Genomic DNA, 18,786 nt, shown 5'->3' with positions numbered 1-18,786 from the left:
GAATTATCGTTCTCAATGAAACTCGGATCTGAATCTTGCGGGCTGGACCAAGAAGCTGACGGACGCTATAAAGAGATTCAGCCATTCAGCCCTGAAGTTCTGGCTAAGCTCAACTGAACGGGTAGCCTAGTAACCTGAGAAATGAGGAGGTATTTTTATGGAAGCCATATCTGATATAGAGATACTTAATAAAAGAGAAGTATCGTTTAATGAGAAACTGATCGTCCCCTTTTGGAGTTTGGCCGCGATGCTCGTGGTCATGAATACGACGATGTTTAACGTGGCACTCCCCGGAGTAGCCCATGAGTTTTCTTTAACTCCAACGGTTGCTTCATGGATTGTAACCGCATATTCCATTATTTTTGGGATAGCAACCATTACTTATAGCCGGCTGACCGATTTTTTACCGATTCGTAAAATGGTTCTGTTCGGCGCTTTTTTATTGGTCTTGTCCTCATTGCTCGGCTTTTTCGCCCATTCCTTTATTCTATTAATGACCGCCCGGATTTTTCAGGCGATAGGGGCTGCGGCTTTTCCCGGGCTGGGCTATGTGTTGTTTTCCCGGTATATCCCGCAAGAACGCAGAGGCAGCGCCATGTCCTTCATTGCTTCAGGCACTTCGCTTGGGTTCGGATTGGGACCGGTGATTGGGGGAGCGTTGACACAGTATCTCGGTTGGAACTTCCTTTTTGTCATGACAGCCGCAGTTTTGTTTATCACTCCAATTTTTAACAGACACGTTCCTATGGAAGAGAAAAAATCCGTCCATTTTGATATCGTCGGAAGCGTCCTGGTGGCGGCTTCGATTACGGGTTTGCTGTTGTTTGTGACGACTTTCTCTCTTTGGCCGCTGCTCATTAGTCTAATTGCTATGTGGCTGTTATGGCGGCATATTCACCGAATCCGTTCGCCGTTTATCCATCCGGAGCTGCTTCGTCAGAAAAGTTTCACACAGCTGCTTACGATCAGCTTCACCGCGTATTTGATCAATTTCGCTACGCTGTTCGGTATGCCAATCCTGCTGGCCCAAGTCTTTCACCGGAGTCCGATGGAAATCGGCTTGATTATCTTCCCGGGTGCGATGGTTACTGCCTTTGCTTCAAGAAAAATAGGAAAAATCATCGACCGGTTCGGAAATGGCATCGTCTCCAGGTGGGGGGCGTGGTTTCTATTGCTTTCCGTCGTCCTGTTTGCAACTGTGGCGAGTGTTTCGATCTACGGAGTTCTCATCAGTTACTTTTTTATGAGTCTCGGATTTTCCAGTTTGACAGCCAGCAATTCCAATGAAATCTCTCAATATCTTCCCATGGAATACATGGGGGCTGGTATGGGCATGAATCAACTGGTCGGTTTCTTCGGGGGGGCGTTCGGGGTAGGCATTACGGGGATGCTTATTGTTTTACAAAAAGGAATAGGGACGGCAAGTGTGTTTCAACACATTTATCTTGGCCTTTGCGCGCTGCCCCTTATTTCCCTGTACTTGCTCCACAAATATGGAAAACAAGATCGCGGGTTAGTGAAATAATAACTATAAATGGAGAGTGATTACAATGACGAACAAAAAATATGATAGCACGAATACAGGACTTCTTCTGGTGGACCCGTATAACGACTTCCTGGCTTCCGAAGGCAAGCTCTACCCCTATGCCAAAGAAGTGGCGGAGTCCGTGAACATGCTGGAGCATCTGAAAGAAATCGTAGACGCGGTTCGCAAGTCGGGCATTCAGGTGTTTTTCGTGCCGCATCACCGCTTTGAACCGGGAGATTTTTCAACATGGAAATATCCGACTCCTTATCAGCTCGCATCAGCCAAAGCCCAACCCTTTGCCAAAGGCACCTGGGGAGGCGAGTTCCATCCCGATTTTCAGCCGCAGGAAGGCGACATTATCATTAAAGAGCATTGGTCTCAAAGTGGCTTCGCGAACACGGACCTCGATCATCAGCTTAAAGTGCATGGCATCAGCAAAATAATCATCATCGGTATGCTGGCGAACACGTGCATTGAATCAACGGCAAGATTCGGAATGGAGCTCGGCTACCATGTCACACTTGTTAAGGATGCGACGGCTGCCTTTAGCCATGAGGCGATGCATGCGGCGCATGAGATCAACGGCCCGACCATCGTCCATGAGATTCTTACGACAGAAGAACTGATTAAAGCTTTGGGAGGTAATTAATATGGAATATCGGGTTTTGGGACGCACAGGTATGAAGGTAAGCAATTATTGCTTGGGTACAGGAGCATTTGGATCATGGGGAAACACGAGCGAGGAAGAATGTATTCAAATCGTGGATGCTGCCATCGCAAATGGCATTAACTTCATTGACACAGCTGACGTCTATGCGGCTGGCGGTTCAGAAGAAATCGTCGGGAAAGCTTTAAAAGGCCGGCGCAATGAGGTAGTGCTTGCTACAAAAGTCGGAATGCCAATGGGAACAGGGCTGAATCAAAGCGGGAGTTCACGATTGTGGATCAAAAATGAAGTCGAGAACAGCTTGCGCCGGCTTCAAACGGACCATATTGATCTATATCAGCTCCATCGTCCGGATCCGGAAACTGATATTGAAGAGACACTTGGCGCATTAACCGATCTTGTTCAGGAAGGGAAAATCCGCTATATCGGCTCCTCGACTTTTCAGGCTTGGCAGATTGCCGAAGCGCAAGGGGTTAGCGAACGCCGCAATCTGGCGCGCCTCTCCAGCGAGCAGCCTCCTTATTCTATCCTGAACCGCAGCATTGAACTTGACGTTCTTGAAGTTGCGAGAAAATACGGCATGGGCGTGCTTGTATGGAGTCCGCTTTCAGGCGGCTTGCTCACAGGAAAATACTCCAAAGGTCAAACCGCTTCATCAGATTCCCGCGCTGCCCGTTTTCAAGGAAGTATCCTGGGAAATATTGTTGACCCGACTCGTGAAGAAAATCGTGTAAAGTTCGAAATCATTAACCGCCTGCAGGAACTCGCCTCCGAAGCCGGAATTACGCTGGCCCATATGGCTGCCGCTTTCACCCAAGCGCATCCATCTATTACTTCTACAATTGTTGGACCGCGTACGATGGAACAGCTTCAAGGATCGCTCGCTGGCGTTGATGTTCGGTTAAGCTCTGATCTGCTCGATGCCATTGATACGATTGTGGCTCCAGGGAAGACGCTCGATGATTTGGAGCGGGGCTGGATTCCTAATTGGATGGATACGGCGAGCAGACGGCGGGCTTAAGCTTTCTTGTTGGTGCCTCCGCCAATCGTATCCCTGACGAACTCATTGGCGCTTTGGCTTCACGGTAAGCAATTGCCGGGAACGCTTCCGGCATTGCAGAAACCTGACATTGATCTCGCCGCTTCCGGCTGTATTGGCGTTCAGTTTGAGGCGGAAGGTATTCTTTTTGAGTATCGTTTTAACCTGCAAGGGCGAGAGACAAGGCTTGCGCTGGAGCAACTGTGCGGTCGCGCCGGAGACGATGGGCGTAGACATGCTGGTGCCCGACAGTACAAAGTATTTTTTGCCGATCCGCAGGTTAGGATTCTCACGGTCCAGCGTAGAGTAAGGGGCCCGCAGCGAAATGATCGACTCGCCCGGTGCGACCAGGTCTGGTTTTTTTCCACCGCCCTGTGTCGGCCCGCGGCTGGAGAACCAGGTTATGCGATCGTCCGCTTGCGGGAGAGTGCGGCGGTCGTCGACCGCTCCGACCGTAATGGCCGATGGGCTGTTTCCGGGGGATTCAATCGTCCCGTACCCCGGACCGCCGTTTCCCGCCGCGATAACAACGCTGAGCCCGGCCTTGACCGCTTGTTCCACGGCTTGGCATAAGGGATCGTCCGAACAGGGGGAATTGACTGGACCGCCGAGCGACATGGAAAGTATACGCAATTTCAACCGTTTCCGGTTAGCGATGCACCATTCGATTCCCTTAATAATCGTGGAGTCGTATCCGTTGCCATTCTGATCCAATACTTTGACTCCTACAATGCCCGCTTCCGGAGCTGGGCCCCTGTATTTCCCCTTGCTTGACCAGCCGTTTCCTGCCGCATCCCCGGCGGTATGAGTCCCGTGGCCGTTATCGTCGTACGGGTTTCGTCTATGATTAACGAAGTCCTTAAAGGCTATAATCCGGTTGGAGGGCCGGGTCAGGTCCGGATGAGGGAAGACTCCGGTATCCAGCACGGCGATATTAATCCCTTTACCGGTAAGCCCCTTTTTTCTTTGAACAGCAGTGGAACCGATGGAAGGCGTCGCTATATTGAGTGACATTTTTTTAATTCCGTCCAGATATATTTTTTTAACCCCGCCGCAGCCGCACATCCGCTTCAGACAGTCTACCGAAATCCGGGATGACACCGAATGAAGCAGCGGAAGCCGGTGCAGGACCGGCAAAGCATTCGAACCAGCATGCCGCTTCAGGGAATGGAGCCGGGCCGGGGTTATTTTGTGTTTAAGCTGAATAATGACCGGAATGGCAGCGGGCTTGGCTCCGCCTGATTTAGACAACCGTTGAATCTTTTGCCTCAAAGGCCGATGCAGCTTCGCGGCATATTGCTGCAGCCAAATCTGTCCGTCCATAGTTTATGCTCACCTCGCAGTGCATTGTATGCGCCATCCCGTCTATGGGTGCCAAACTATGAAACTAGGATGTTGCACAAGTCGAATAAAACCCTCGGCCGCTCCAGGTAGAAGACGTAGAGTCAGACAAACGCTCGAGCAAGGTGTTCGAGGGTGGGGAAGGTTAGTTGGTTAGTGGGGGCGGCGGATAGGTGGGGGTGGTTGGGTTGGTGTGTTGCGCATTAAACAAGCTGCCCGCGCAGCGTCACCCGATGACCTGTCGTCCGGAGTAAATTTCCGGGTTCGCGGCGTAAATGTATTGCAGCATAAGACGATCAAACACGGCGTCCCAACCTCGGGATTTTGCCGTTTCAAGCGCTCTCGCTCCCAGAATCGTCCGATTATGCGGATTGAGCATTTTAACGATCGCCCTGGTTAATTCCGGCACACTGCCATACTTGCATACTAGAGCATTTTGATGGTTCTCCGTAAAATCGGTCACTCCGCCGGAATCGGTGCAGATGACTGGAAGCCCGCTCGCCATGGCCTCAAGCAGCACATTCCCAAACGTCTCGGTGCCGGAAGGAAAGATGAAGACATCTGCACTCGCGTAAATTGCGGCCAGTTCATCGCCCCGGCGGCTCCCCGTAAAGATGGCGTTCGGTATCTTTTTGGCGATCAGCTCCGGCAAATAAGGTCCTTCTCCGGTGAAGACCCATTTCACTTGCTGCCCGTAACGTTGATTAACAACCGCGATGCTATCGGCCAACGTCCGCAGACCTTTCTCCACCGCGATGCGGCCTACATACAGAAATACGATTTCTTCCGATACGCCCATCTCCTGCCTAAGTTTAGGGGAGTAATGCCCGGGATGAAATCGCTCAAGATCAATTCCCCGGGGCCAAAGGTCCAAATTTTGAATGCCGCGCCGTGTCAATTCCTGCATCGTACTTCGGGAAGGGGCGAGGTTGACCAGCGCGAAGCTGTGGAACCAGCGCATGTACGCCCACAAGGCTTTGCTTAAATATGGCATATGGTAAAATTGAAGATACTTGTCGAAGCTTGTGTGGTACGACATGACGATCGGTATATTGAGCGCTCTTGCGGCCCGCAAGCCGCTCCAGCCGATGCCGAGTTCCGTAACAATGTGGACCACATCGGGCTTGAAGTGAGAGAGCTGTTCGATGACCTTGGGATAAGGAGGGAAAGAGAGGCGGCAATCCGGATAGATATGAGGTGTAAATCCTTTGAACCGTACGACAGGGATTCCACTCGCTTCAGGCTCATCGGTCTCATAATCGGGGGCGAAGAACATATGTTCAATCCCGCTGCGGGTCAAATATTGGCTCAAATACATCAACGTATTGGACACACCATTGATTTGCGGGTAAAACGAATCCGTGAAGAAGGCTATCCTCAACCTAATCAAATCCTTTACCGTTGAATTGAACCCATTTACTTAACTATATTATTCCTATGCAAATCCCAAACTGCCGAAAGGTAAAATAGCCATTAAATTTAATTTTAGGGTGGTCGATTAGAATGCTTGCAAATAAAAAGATAATCATAACCGGCGCGGCTTCCGGGATCGGAAAAGAGATCGTAAAGTTAAGCTTGCGCGAAGGCGCTTCGGTGATAGCCTGCGATATAAACGGCTGGTTGCTGGAAGAGCTGAAGCAGTCAACGGATGCTTGCTATGACCTGCACACCTATTCGCTGGATGTAAGTGACTATGAGCAGGTCCGCGATTTTTTTGCTTACATTGAACAGGAGCACCCGGGCGTAGACAGCTTGGTAAATAACGCGGGGATTTACTTGGCAAAAAGCATACTGGATTATCAAGAGAACGAGATCGACAAGGTCATGGATATTAACATCAAGGGAGCCGTCTATTTCTCGCAGCTGTTCGGACGGCGAATGCTTCGCAATCAGCAAACGGGAACGATCGTCAATATGTCATCCGTATCCGGTATGGAGGGAAGCTCGGATGCGATTTACGGATTGACCAAAGCAGCCTTGCTGGGGTTAACCAAAAGCTGCGCCATGAATTTTTCCCCATACATACGCGTTAATGCCGTCGCGCCCACAATGGTCGACACCTCGATGATGGAGACCATTCCCGAATGGAGAAAGATGGAGTATCTCAGTCACCAATTGATCCAGACCCCGGTATTGCCGGAGGATGTGGCTGAAACGGTCGTGTTTTTGCTATCCGATAAATCCAAGCACTATACGGGAGCGACCTTTGATATTAACAACGGCGGTTATTTAAGATAATTCGCCGGGACCGCTTGACTTCGAGTAAACTCTAAGAAATATAATACGTGCATCAATGATCCAATTTGGAGGAGAGATGCCTAATGTTAAACTCAAAAGTAATCGTTGCCGAGTACGGCGGGCCGGAAGTTCTGAGAGTGGTTCAGGAACCCTTGCGGATGCCTCAAAAAGACGAGATTCGCGTTAAAGTTCAAAGTTCGGGTGTTGCCCTTTCGGATATTATGAGAAGAGAAGGGAAGTTTCTGAATCCGCCGCCGCTTCCGTTTACGCCGGGATACGATGCGGTCGGCATTGTCGACGAGTTGGGAGAGGATGTGCGGCAATTTAGCAAAGGGGACAAAGTGGCCGTCTTTTTTAATGGTACGGGCGGTTATGCGGCTTATGTGTATGCGAAGCAAGGCGAGCTGGTGGCCGTTCCCCCGCAGGTCGATTCGTCAATCGCCGCCGCCGCTGTCTTGAACTATGTAACCGCCTATCAGATGCTTCACCGGATCGCCAAGGTAACGGAGGGGGAGCGCGTTCTTATCCATGGCGCAAGCGGCGGAGCAGGCACCGCTCTTCTTGAGCTTGGCAAGCTGGCGAAGCTGAAGATGTACGGTACGGCTTCGCTTGCGAAGCACTCCACCGTTGCCGGGTACGGCGCCGTACCAATCGATTACAGGAATGAAGACTTCGTCGATTTTCTTCAGCTTCATGCTCCCGAAGGAATCGACGCCGTGTTTGATGCGATCGGAGGCGAGAACTACGAGCGCTCGCTGTGGACTTTAAGCCGGAAAGGCCGGTTCGTCAGCTATGGCTACACTTCGGTTCTAAATGAGGAAGACTCCGGAAATTGGGAAAAGGAATGGAGCCATCTGGCGAAAAGCCGAACAACGGAGCAGGGTCACCCTATCCATATATACAGCATCACGCTTCTGAAAAAAGAACGGCCGGACTGGTTCCAGGAAGACGCAAAGGCGGTTCTGTCTCTGTTGGCCGAAGGAAAAATAAATCCGCTGGTATCGCACCGCATTCCGCTTCAAGAAGCCGCCCGGGCGCAGGAACTGCTTGAACAATCTTTGGCCGTCGGGAAAGTGGTGCTGATTAACTGAGCATTGTGCAAAATGCCGAATTCACAAAGGAAAGGAGGGAAGGGATATGTACTCGATCAGCGAAGTATCCAAATTAACGGGGATTACGGCTTTTACTCTCCGGTTCTATGAAAAAGCAGGCATACTGCCGAACCCTCCCCGCAAGGATGGAAAGGAGAACGGACGTCGGCGATACGACGATCAGGACATCCGGTTTATCCGCTTCATCCATGGATTAAAGCAAACGGGAATGAAGCTGGAGGATATCGCTTCTTTTGTGGAGGACGGCTGCTTGTTGAATCCGGACGGCAAGGAGATCCCGGACATCCGGGATTCTCTGCACAAACGAATGGACATATTGGATAAGCATATTGACTGGCTGGAGCAGCAGATGAAACAACTGGAACAGGTGAAGACCGTTGCCCTGGAGAAAAAAACGTACTATTCAGCTATGCTGAATGACCAATAGACCGCGCCACCGGCATGGGCGGTCTATCTCTTTTAATCAATTGGCGAGCGAGAAATGGAATATATCTTCCAGAATAATGGAGGCGGCTGCCAATAAGTTCGCCTCTTCGCCCAATGTAGACGGACAAATTTTAAGGTCGCGCAAAATCGGAAGAGCGTAAGACGATACATACTTTTCAACGTTGTCCAGCAGCCGGGGGTTGTTCGCGCCGATCTGCCCGCCCAGGATCAAAATCTCCGGATTGAACAAATTGATGAGATTAACGAGGCCGAGACCCAGGTATCCGGATATCTCGTCGGTTAGATCGATCGCCAGCCGATCCTGCATCTTCACGGCCTGATTGAACATCTCGGGCGTGACGCGGGCAATATCGCCCTCCGCCAAGTCCATGATGGCCGTCTTTCTGCCGCGCGTCGCAGAGGCGATAATGCGTGAATAAACCGCGGGCCAACTGATATAGTTCTCCAGACATCCCGAGCTTCCGCATTCGCAGCGGATACCGTTGCGGTCAACGATGATATGCCCAAGCTCTCCGGCCCCGCCGTTGCCGCCTCTAAGCAGAATGTCGTGAAAAAAAATCCCCGCCCCCACACCTTCCGAGATCGAGACATAGATCAAATTTTGGACCTTCCCGTAGGGACCAAACTTCTTTTGGGCAAGCACCGTGGCGTTGAGGTCATTTTCCAGCCATGTTTTTATATTGAAACGGCTTTCAACAATAGCTTTCAAGTTGATTTGCTCCAGCCGGAGCTTGGAGTTAAAGTATACAATGCCTAAATCCTTGTCGATAACGCCGGGAACAATGATCGAGATGCCGAGACATTTCCCGGTACTGGGGCAGTTCTCCAAAAAAACTTCAAGCTCTGAAATTATTGCCGCAATGAGCTCATCCCCGTATAACGCTCGAATCGGTTTGGATTGTTTACGGCTGATCTTTGCCTCCAGGTCCATCTGGGCAATATCGATGGAAGAATTGGAAACGGAAACCCCGATCAGATAAAGGCGGTCGGAAGCCAGCTTCAACATAATCGGTTTTCTTCCTCCATTGGAAGCCCCTTCTCCCACTTCGCACACATAACCGTCCCGGATTAGCTCTTGTATGGCAGAAGCCACCGTTGTGGCGCTGATGCCGTAGTGCTTCGCAATTTCGCTTCGGGAGATGGGTCCTTTGTCCCGGATCACATTTAAAATAATCGATCGGTTCAGTTCCTGTACCAGTTTCAGATCTCCAGTTCTTATCTTGTTCACTTCGTTCAACCTCGCTTTAGGAACAATATAAAATCCACTTTATCACGGGCTACTTTATTCATCCAACAAGAAGAAACGCCTGACGGCGTCCTTAAAGGACGCAAGTACGTTTCTCGTAGAAATATAAGGCCATTTATAAGCGTGAAACTTATAAATTCTTATATTTTGAAAAAAGTAACTAGTCTTAACCATGAGAACTTAATACACCTATTAGAGTAAGGTTGGGGTTAGATATACAATAAATCTATAATAGTATGTGATAAAAATTAACGCAAGATATTGAAAATATTATTTTTTTGTGACTATAATAGCTTCAATGGTATGTAAGTGGACATGAAAACATCATCTACTTTCATTTCTTGAGAAAAAATATAACATCATTGTACATCCATTGGAGAAAGTTTACAGGAGGGGAGGGCTTCATTATTTCGGGTATCCATTAAATTGGCTTAATTACCGTCGACGGCTTGCCTGGTTTACTTCAAATCCTAATTTTACTGGGGGGTTCTTATGAAACGGAAATCATCAATTATGGTATTGCTTCTGATTGTACTGGCGGTAGCGGCATTGTCCGGATGCGGAAATAATTCGAATTCGGCGGCCGAAGGCAATACAAAGACTAACGCGGCCGGTAGCGACAAGCCATATGCCGGGGTCGTCTTACGCACCATCTCCAATCCGTCCAATCAGGAATACTTCGCCAAGGTGAATAAAGAGTTTCAGGAAAAGACGGGTATTGAAGTACAGACCGATACGGTCGGCAATGCTGATGTTACACCGAAACTGATGAATTCCTTTATGTCCGGCGGGTCTACTTACGATATTTTTGTAATGGATGTCATCGACTTGCCCCGGTTTGTCGTATCGGGATGGGTTGAACCGGTCGATCAATGGCTGACCGACGACATGAAGAACGAAATGCTGCCTTTTGCAAAACAGGCTTTACAGTATCAGGGCAAGTATTACGGTCTTCCTTTCGCTTCCGAGTACAAATCCTTTGTATATAACAAGACGATGGTGGAAAAAGCCGGTTTCTCGGGTCCGCCGAAAACATGGGATGATTTCATTAAATACAGTCAGGCTTTGCAGGAAAAAGGAATCGTAAAATACGGCTCGGCCTGGGCCTGGAGCCAAACCGAAGGCCTCGTCTGCGATTTCATCGCGATTGCTTCCAGTATGGGAGGCAAGCTGTTTGACGAGAACGGAAATCCTGTCTTCAACAGCCCGGAGAACACCGCGGCGCTGCAGCTGATGGTCGATATGATTTATAAATACAAAGTCGTGGACCCCGCTTCGATTCAATACAATGAAACCAATGTGCTTGACGCTATGTCCGCAGGCGATATCGCCTTTGAATTGAACTGGGGATTGCCGCTCACGCCGCTTAATGATGAATCCAAGTCCAAAATCGTGAACCAGGCTGATGTCGCTCCGCTTCCATATACCGTATCCAGCGCAACGATTGCCGGACCGATGTCCTATGCGATCTCCTCGGGTTCGAAGAACAAGGAAGCGGCATGGGAGTATATCAAATTCCTGAATGATACAGAGGGCAGCAAACGGCAGGCGATTGAAATCGGAATGTTCCCGGGCTGGAAGAGCGTATATGAAGACCCGGAAGTGAAGGCAGGCGTTCCCGGGCTTGACAAGATTCTGGAGCAGGCGGAAGTTGCCGTCAACCGTCCGCAAATTCCTTGGTACAATGAATGGTCTTCCAAATTCCAGGTTGAACTCCAGAATGCATTGACTCAAAAGAAAACACCGGCTCAGGCGTTGGCAGACGCGTTCGCTGAAACGCAGAAAATCCAGGAGAGCAACAAGTAAGGAGAATTGCTATGGATAAGAGCAAACATAGTGACTCGGTCGTGATTCAGAAAGAAGGACTTTCTATGCGGGGTCAAGCGATACTTCGACAGGCGGCCCGGTCCGTTTTGAGCTCGAAGAAAATGATTTCCGAGTCAAAATTTGCGCTCCTTTTACTGCTTCCCACTATTGTTATCCTGCTTGGTCTGCTGCTTTATCCATTCCTGTACTCCATCTACCTTTGTTTTGTCGATTTGAATCTGACGAAACCGTGGGTCGGTGCGAAGTTCATCGGACTGGATAACTTCAGCGCGGTGCTCAAGGATGGCGAATTCTGGCTCAGCATGGAGACGACTCTTTATTTTGCGGTATTCAGTGTTGCTGCGAGTATGATTCTGGGGCTTGCCGCGGCCCTTCTCTTTAATGTCAAGTTCCGCTTGCGGGGACTCGGCAGATCGCTGCTGCTGATTCCGTGGGCGATGCCCGGCGTTGTCAATGCGATGATCTGGCAGACAATGCTGCATCCGAACTACGGTCTGCTGAACGGCGTGCTGCTGAAGACGGGCCTGATCGAAAGTCCGGTCGGCTGGCTGTCCGATCCGAAGCTGGCGCTGGCTTCCGTAATTATGGCGCAGATATGGACATCGTTTCCTTTTGTCGCCTTGATGTATCTGGCCGCTCTTCAGTCGATTTCCGGCGAATTGATTGAAGCCGCCAAAATTGACGGGGCGGGCAGCATACGTATTTTTAAAGATATAGTCGTAAAATTGCTGGTGCCCGTTACCCTGGTTCTGCTCGTTCTGCGCACCATTGACTCCTTCCGGGTATTCGATCTGGTCTTCGCCATGACCAAGGGCGGTCCGGCCAATTCCACACAGCTATCCGGCCTGTATCTGTACAAGCAGGGCTTCATGTTCAGCGATTTCGGGCTGGGCTCTGCCGGAAGCTATATCCTGACGGGATTTATCCTGGTGTTCGTGCTGCTGTATATGCGGATACTCCGCCAGAAGGATCGGGTTTGAGAAAGGAGGAGCGGCTGTGAGCAAGTCCGTAAAAAAGGTTCTGTTATTTATTGGCGTCGCGCTTGTCATGATCTTTACTTTAGCCCCTCTGATCTGGGCTTTTATCATCAGTATTTCGCCCGGAAAAGAACTGGCGTCGCTTGCCCGGCATTGGCTTCCGGACAGCTTCACCCTGATGAACTACAAGCAGGTTCTGAGCTTGTCCGACAATGCCGCATCGTTCAAAAACTCGCTGCTTAACAGTCTGATTGTGGCCACCGTCACGACGTTCTTCTCGCTGATCTTCGGCTCCTTGGGAGCCTACGCCTTTGCCAGACTGCGTTTCCGCATGAAAGACCGCCTGGCGGTCATCTTTCTGATTACGCAAATGGTGCCCAGCATCGCGATTGCGCTGCCGATGTATTTGATTTTCAACCGGATCGGGCTGCTGGACACCAAATCGGCTCTCGTACTGGCCAATCTGTCTTTCACTCTTCCTTTTATCATTTGGATGATGCGGGCATTCTTCGAATCCATTCCCAAAGAGCTGGAGGAATCGGCCTTTGTGGACGGTTTAGGGCGGTTCGGCGCTCTGCTCCGAATCATTCTGCCGATCTCGGCTCCGGGCCTGTTCGCCATCGGCGTATTTGCCTATTTGAATACCTGGAATGAATTTAATACGGCCCTCGTGCTGACAGGCTCCTCGCAATCGAAGACGATGCCGGTCGTAATCAACGAGTTTCTCGGACGTTTCTCTGTTGATTACGGCTTGATGGCATCGTCTGGAATCATCGGCCTGCTACCACCGGTGCTTCTGACCCTGTTCTTCCAGCGTTATCTGGTGGACGGGATGACTGCGGGCGCCGTGAAGGGCTAACTATGGAAAAGAGGTGCGCCATTGCCGAGATTAGAAGTCAGGCAGGTACAAAACCGCGAAGAAATCGACAGGATATTTGATCTGCTGGGTAGCGTATTTCCGGAGGACCGGTCTTTTTTTCAAAAAAGGCTGGATTACGATGCTGCGTATGATCCCGAAACGACCTGGATCGCCTTGGCGGACGGGGAATTGGCCGCTTCGGTGCAGCTGTTTCCTTACCGGATTCATATTGGAGCCGCGGAACTGCTTGTCGGTGGCATCGGCAGTGTGGCGGCGGACCCGGCTTACCGGGGACTTGGAGCCGTACAGGCGATTTTGGCGGAAATGAGTTTGTGGATGCGAAGTCGCGGCTACGATCTGTCTCTATTGTTTACCGGCATTCATCCCTTTTACGAGAAGGCGGGCTGGGAGACGGTGGAAGCCCCCCTGTACGTGCTGAACGCCGAATCGGTATTCATGGAAGACAGCGGGGGCACGCCCTATCGCATCTCGAAGTTTGAGTCCGGAGATTTGGACGAAGTGATGGAGATTTGCGAGCGGTACAACCGGAAGAACGCCAACACCCGTGTGCGGACGCGCGAATACTGGGAAGGTTTGCTGAAATGGACCGAAGGCATAACGGAATGCTTCTGGGTGGCCAGGAAGGGGAGCGAGATTGTCGCTTACGCCATCGGGGGGAAAGAGCATGCCGGAAAGCTAGGTCTGCTGGATTGCGCTTATCTTGATGGAGAGGGCGAAGCGGTGAAGCCGCTCCTGTCCATGCTGGCCGCCGGGGAATCCGTCAAGCAGCTGGAAGCCACTATACCGGAGGATGGCGTCCTGCCGGAAACCCTCAGGCAGCTCGGTTCCGTGCAGACTGACGACAACAGCGAGACCATGTGGAAGGTTATGGGATTTCCCGCAATGCTGGCCAAGCTTGCGCCTGAACTGACGAACCGGATCGCCGCTCTGACCGGGGAAGAGCTGTCCGCGCTGCCGGAACGTCTGCTGCTTCGGTGCGGGTCCGAGCGGGCCGTGCTTGTTCTGGAGCCGTCTTCGGTAACCGTCCAGGCTTCTCCCTGGGGACTGGTCTATGATGAGGAAATCAAATGCACCTCCGCCGAATTTTGCGCCATGCTGACCCAAGGCATTCAGGCGGTGAAGCGGGAGGCGCTGAGAAACCACGCGGCGCTTCAGGCGCTTTTTCCGGGGCAGCGTTATGCGATGTGGATAACAGAAAGGTACTAAAGGCATCCCTTTCCAAAAGGAGACGAGACCAGAATGAAGAATGTGTTGTTGATTGGGGCCGGCACGATGGGAAGAACGCATGCTGAAGCTTACACGGCCATGAAGGAAGTGTCCCTAAGGGGTATCGTTGATTCGGATGCGGCCGCGGCGGACAAAGCCGCCGAGCGGTTCGGCATCCGGGCATTCGGCAGCTATGAGGAAGCGATGATGGAGCTGGATGCCGTCGATGTGGTCGACATCTGTCTGCCGACTTATCTGCACCGGGAGTATGTGCTCAAGGCGGCGGATGACGGCAAGCACATCATATGCGAAAAACCGCTGGCCGGCAGCCTGAAGGACGCGCGCGAAATGATCGACTACTGCAAGGACAAGAAGACGAAGCTGTTTGTAGGACATGTTGTGAGGTTCTTCCCGGAATACGTCCAAGCCAGACAGGTGATGGAGCAGAAAGGTCTGGGTGATATCGCCGTGGTGAAGGCCAGCCGCACCTCCAGTTTCCCCCGCGCATGGGACAACTGGTATGCGGATGCCAGCAAGAGCGGCGGCCTTCTGCTGGACCTGTCCATCCATGACTTCGATTACTTGCGCTGGTGCTTCGGGGAAGTGGAGCGGGTATTCGCCAAAGCATACGCTCCTGAATCCCCGGAGGGCGGAGGCTACGCATTGACAACACTGACCTTCCGCAGCGGCGTAATCGCGCATGTCGAAGGTTCCTGGTCCCATCAGAAATTTACGACTTCCTTCGAAATTGCGGGGACCGAAGGGATCATCGATTTCAACAGCGCCAATGACAATCCGATCCTGTCCTTCAGGAAGGCGCCGGATAAGCCGTTGGAGGGCGCTGCCGTTCCGGAAAGTCCGCTGCTGGAAGCTCCTTATTACCGGGAACTGGCCCACTTTCTGTCTTGTATGGAGACGGGGGAAGAGCCGATCGTTACCGCCGAGGACGCGTATCAGGCGCTGGCCATCTCGCTGGCCGCAATCGAATCTTCCCGAAGCGGCATGCCCGTGGCGCTTGCTTAAGTGTTCGGGTGCAAGACGCCTCATCTCAAACTCAAACAAGTACAGGAGGGTCTTATGATTAAAATTGGCGTAGCCAGTCTTGCTCATATGCATGCCATAGGCTATATGGACGCTTTATTGGAAATCGACGGTGTGGAGCTGGCCGGGATCTGGGATGAGGATGCCGTGAAGGGCAAAGAGATTGCCGACCGGTATCAAACGACATACTATCCGGAGCTGGAGCAGCTGACGGGCAGCGAGATTGACGCGGTCATCGTCTGCTCCGAAAATGTACGGCATCTCGAATGTGTCATGGCCGCGGCCAAAGCGGGAAAGCATGTTCTGTGCGAGAAGCCGCTGGCAACAAGGGTAGAGGATGCGCTGGCGATGATCGCGGTCTGCAGGGAGAACAATGTGCTTCTCCAGACCGCTTTTCCGGTCCGGTTTCAAACCTCGATCAAACGGGGGAAGGAATTGCTGGACAGCGGAGCTTACGGCAAAATTCTTGCCATGAAAGGGACGAACCGCGGACGCATTCCCGGCGGCTGGTTCCTGGACCGGGAGTTCTCGGGCGGGGGAGCGGTGATGGATCATACCGTTCATGTCGTTGATGTCATGCGCTGGTATATGGGCGCGGAGGTGACGAATGTGTACGCCGAGGCCGCCAGCCGGTTCTCGGAAGGAAAAATAGACGATTGCGGCATTCTGACGATGGAATTCAATAACGGCGTGTTTGCCAGCCTGGACTGCAGCTGGTCCCGCAACAAGAAGTTCCCGACCTGGGGAGATGTGACGCTGGATGTGATCTGCGAATTTGGCGTGCTGTCGATCAACGCCTTCAATCAGAAAATGAGTGTCTACAGTAATGAAAACGGAGTGAGCTGGGATTACTGGGGAGATAACATGGACCTGGAGCTGATCCGCGATTTTGTCCAGTCGGTCCGTGAAGGGGCGAAGACCGCCTCTGTAACGGGGGAAGACGGGCTCCGGGCGCTTGAAGTTGCGCTTGCAGCTTACCGGTCTGCCGAGGACCATTCTCCCGCTGGGATCATCCTCGCCCATTAACCGGGCAAGCGTAATACATCTTGAAAGCCCCCGGGATTTGATCCCGGGGGCTTTTGATGAGCTGCCGGATCTGTACGGCTTCTTTTTAATGTAATATTATCTTCCATAAATGAAGCGAAATCTGTTTTCTTTTCAATATTAAGAGGGTTTCAAATGCGCAATGTTAGTTATTATGCACAATTAATAGTGGGAAATTTAGATAATATGACAATTAACATGCCATCGACATTTAAACGGCTCATTAGACAAGATATAATATGATTAATGGCACATATGCTGATTTTAAGCCGCGATTTATATCCTATAAATAAACGCCACTGAAAGGTATGAGGAAGCATGAGTCTGGAAGCTTTGAATGAACGTGTGAAAACCGATCTTTCCTACCTTGCCTTTGGAGGCGCGGCTTGGGTGCAGCCGAAGGCGCATTCCGAAGGGCATGTCTATGACGTTGTAATTGTCGGAGGAGGCCAAAGCGGCTTGGCTGCAGCTTTCGGCCTGCTGCGTGAACGGGTAACGAATATTCTGGTCATTGATGAGAACGCCGAGGGCTTGGAAGGACCGTGGGAAACTTATGCGAGAATGGTGACGCTGCGTACGCCCAAGCATTTAACTTCCATCGATCTTGGCATACCTTCCCTGACCTTCCGATCCTGGTGGGAAGCGCAGTTCGGACCGCAGGGCTGGGAAGAGGTCGTGAAGATTCCGCGGGGCGACTGGATGGACTATCTGCGTTGGTACCGGCAGGTTCTGGATCTTCCGGTCATCAACGAAGTTAAACTGAAGCTGATCGAGCCCGCCGGGGGCGGGATTCATCGCTTGCATATTCAAGGGGCGGGAGCGCCTTCAGAACATTTGCTTACGCGAAAGGTGGTTCTGGCCACAGGGATTCAGGGAGGCGGCGAGTGGCATGTGCCTCCAATAATTGCCGATAAATTGCCGGGACATCTGTATGCCCATACCTCGCAAATGATCGATTTTGAGAACCTCCAGGGCAAAAAAATCGGGATTCTGGGCGGTGGGGCTTCGGCCTTCGATAATGCCAATTTCGCCTTGTCCCAAGGCGTAGCCGAAGCTCATGTCTTTGTCCGCCGGGAGAAGCTGCCGAGCGTCAATCCGATCCGCCAGATGGAATCCTCGGGGATGATCGAACGCTTCCATGTGCTGACGGATGCCGAAAAATATGCGGCGATCTCCCATTTCTTCAAATTCAATCAGCCGCCGACCAACGATACGTTTGAACGCGCGGCGTCGTGGCCCGGATTTCAGCTGCATCTCGGCGCCCCATGGCTTGATGTGGAGGCGACCGGCGAGGGAGTGGCTGTGACCACACCTCAAGGCAGATTCACCTTTGATTACCTGATTGTCAGCACCGGTCTTCTCAGCGATCCAAGCTTGCGTCCTGAGCTCAGGCTTATTGAGAGCCACATTGCCCGCTGGAGCGATGTCTACGATGCTCCGGAAGAGGTAGCCAATCCGCTGCTTGACGCGCATCCTTATCTCAGCCCCGGTTTTGCGCTTACAGGCCGTGACGAAGAGGGAGAGTCGCTTTTACATGGACTGTTTGTCTTTAACTATTCGGCCTTGGCCAGCTGCGGTCTTTCGGCTTCCGCGATTTCGGGAACGAAGAACGCGGTTCCCAAGCTCGTCTCCGGAGTGGCGGACCAGCTGTTCCTCGACGACCGTGAAGACATTTTGCAAGCTTTTATTGACTACAACGAGGCTGAATTCGTCGGCGAATGGCCGATACAAACGGCGGATGACAAGCTGGAGCAAAAAATATAGATCGTATTCACCAAGGCGCCCGGGTATCCGGGCGTTTGTTGTTTTATAATAAGGTGAACCGTATCATCATAAGTAGGGGCAAGTTCTTATTGTGCAACTCGAATCAAGTATGCGAAGATCGCCGGTGATATGATCGAAGGGAAAGGAGGGAGGACTTCCATGTACGAATGGAATGAAATGGTCCAGCTTATGGTGGATTGGGTGGAGGCCAATATAACAGAGAGTTCATCTCTATTGAAGATGTCAGAGCAGTTAGGGTATTCCCCCTATTATTGTTCCAGGCAGTTCAACCAATTGACCGGAATGACATTACGGGATCACTTCTGGAACAGAAGAATCAGCCGTGCCGCCATGGAGCTCCGCGACACGGACCAGCGCGTTCTGGATATTGCCGTAAAGTATGGATTCTCATCACAAGAGGCGTTTACA

Annotated in this window: 17 protein-coding genes; 14 read left to right on the top strand and 3 right to left on the bottom strand. The window is 51.5% G+C overall.

From position 1 onward, the window contains the following. Positions 1-157: 157 nt before the first annotated feature. From EH198_RS05515 to EH198_RS05505, 3 genes are read left to right on the top strand one after another with little or no spacing between them, the layout of a single operon-like run. The gene (locus EH198_RS05515) at positions 158-1,525 is read left to right on the top strand and encodes an MFS transporter (protein ID WP_124694555.1); all 1,368 of its coding nucleotides are present in this window, start codon (positions 158-160) and stop codon (positions 1,523-1,525) included. A 25-nt stretch (positions 1,526-1,550) separates the two neighbouring features. Beyond that, positions 1,551-2,177: a cysteine hydrolase family protein gene (locus tag EH198_RS05510; RefSeq protein ID WP_124694554.1), complete on the top strand. Its 627-nt coding sequence runs from the start codon at positions 1,551-1,553 to the stop codon at positions 2,175-2,177. 1 nt (position 2,178) lies between these two features. Then, the gene (locus EH198_RS05505; protein WP_124694553.1) at positions 2,179-3,216 is read left to right on the top strand and encodes an aldo/keto reductase; all 1,038 of its coding nucleotides are present in this window, start codon (positions 2,179-2,181) and stop codon (positions 3,214-3,216) included. A 42-nt stretch (positions 3,217-3,258) separates the two neighbouring features. Here the strand turns inward: EH198_RS05505 and EH198_RS05500 are convergent, their stop codons facing one another. Both EH198_RS05500 and EH198_RS05495 read right to left on the bottom strand, forming a co-directional pair. Then, positions 3,259-4,557 (bottom strand): S8 family peptidase, encoded by a 1,299-nt coding sequence (locus tag EH198_RS05500; RefSeq protein ID WP_124694552.1) that lies wholly within the window; start codon positions 4,555-4,557, stop codon positions 3,259-3,261. A 244-nt stretch (positions 4,558-4,801) separates the two neighbouring features. After that, the gene (locus tag EH198_RS05495; protein WP_124694551.1) at positions 4,802-5,956 is read right to left on the bottom strand and encodes a glycosyltransferase family 4 protein; all 1,155 of its coding nucleotides are present in this window, start codon (positions 5,954-5,956) and stop codon (positions 4,802-4,804) included. A gap of 122 nt (positions 5,957-6,078) precedes the next feature. On the opposite strand from EH198_RS05495, the gene EH198_RS05490 reads away from it, so the two are divergent. From EH198_RS05490 to EH198_RS05480, 3 genes are all read left to right on the top strand, one after another. After that, positions 6,079-6,813, top strand: coding sequence for an SDR family NAD(P)-dependent oxidoreductase (locus tag EH198_RS05490; protein WP_124694550.1), 735 nt, complete (start codon positions 6,079-6,081; stop codon positions 6,811-6,813). Positions 6,814-6,896: 83 nt separating this feature from the next. Continuing rightward, complete coding sequence (locus tag EH198_RS05485; RefSeq protein ID WP_124694549.1) at positions 6,897-7,904, top strand: medium chain dehydrogenase/reductase family protein; 1,008 nt, start codon at positions 6,897-6,899, stop codon at positions 7,902-7,904. 46 nt (positions 7,905-7,950) lie between these two features. Then, a complete protein-coding gene (locus tag EH198_RS05480) occupies positions 7,951-8,352 on the top strand; it encodes a MerR family transcriptional regulator (protein ID WP_124694548.1) in 402 nt (133 codons plus the stop codon). Between the two features lie 36 nt (positions 8,353-8,388). On the opposite strand, the gene EH198_RS05475 is transcribed toward EH198_RS05480, so the two are convergent. Continuing rightward, positions 8,389-9,600, bottom strand: a complete 1,212-nt coding sequence (locus EH198_RS05475; protein WP_221621486.1) for an ROK family transcriptional regulator — start codon at positions 9,598-9,600, stop codon at positions 8,389-8,391. A gap of 510 nt (positions 9,601-10,110) precedes the next feature. Here EH198_RS05475 and EH198_RS05470 point away from each other — a divergent pair. The 8 genes from EH198_RS05470 to EH198_RS05435 form a co-directional block, all read left to right on the top strand. Continuing rightward, a complete protein-coding gene (locus tag EH198_RS05470) occupies positions 10,111-11,424 on the top strand; it encodes an extracellular solute-binding protein (protein WP_124694547.1) in 1,314 nt (437 codons plus the stop codon). An 11-nt stretch (positions 11,425-11,435) separates the two neighbouring features. Further along, positions 11,436-12,425 (top strand): carbohydrate ABC transporter permease, encoded by a 990-nt coding sequence (locus tag EH198_RS05465; RefSeq protein WP_124694546.1) that lies wholly within the window; start codon positions 11,436-11,438, stop codon positions 12,423-12,425. 16 nt (positions 12,426-12,441) lie between these two features. Continuing rightward, a complete protein-coding gene (locus EH198_RS05460; protein ID WP_124694545.1) occupies positions 12,442-13,281 on the top strand; it encodes a carbohydrate ABC transporter permease in 840 nt (279 codons plus the stop codon). Positions 13,282-13,302: 21 nt separating this feature from the next. Beyond that, a complete protein-coding gene (locus EH198_RS05455) occupies positions 13,303-14,508 on the top strand; it encodes a GNAT family N-acetyltransferase (protein WP_124694544.1) in 1,206 nt (401 codons plus the stop codon). A 33-nt stretch (positions 14,509-14,541) separates the two neighbouring features. Next, positions 14,542-15,531 (top strand): Gfo/Idh/MocA family protein, encoded by a 990-nt coding sequence (locus EH198_RS05450; protein ID WP_124694543.1) that lies wholly within the window; start codon positions 14,542-14,544, stop codon positions 15,529-15,531. Positions 15,532-15,588: 57 nt separating this feature from the next. Beyond that, positions 15,589-16,575, top strand: a complete 987-nt coding sequence (locus EH198_RS05445; RefSeq protein ID WP_124694866.1) for a Gfo/Idh/MocA family protein — start codon at positions 15,589-15,591, stop codon at positions 16,573-16,575. Between the two features lie 336 nt (positions 16,576-16,911). Continuing rightward, positions 16,912-18,357, top strand: coding sequence for an FAD/NAD(P)-binding protein (locus EH198_RS05440; protein WP_124694542.1), 1,446 nt, complete (start codon positions 16,912-16,914; stop codon positions 18,355-18,357). 159 nt (positions 18,358-18,516) lie between these two features. Continuing rightward, positions 18,517-18,786 (top strand): helix-turn-helix transcriptional regulator (locus tag EH198_RS05435; RefSeq protein ID WP_148091485.1); only part of this gene is annotated, 270 nt, incomplete at its 3' end.

This window comes from Paenibacillus rhizophilus, from assembly GCF_003854965.1.
Lineage (GTDB): Bacteria > Bacillota > Bacilli > Paenibacillales > Paenibacillaceae > Paenibacillus_AQ > Paenibacillus_AQ rhizophilus.
The sequence above is the reverse complement of the archived record's forward strand: the minus strand, read 5'-3'. Positions and strand labels throughout refer to the sequence as shown.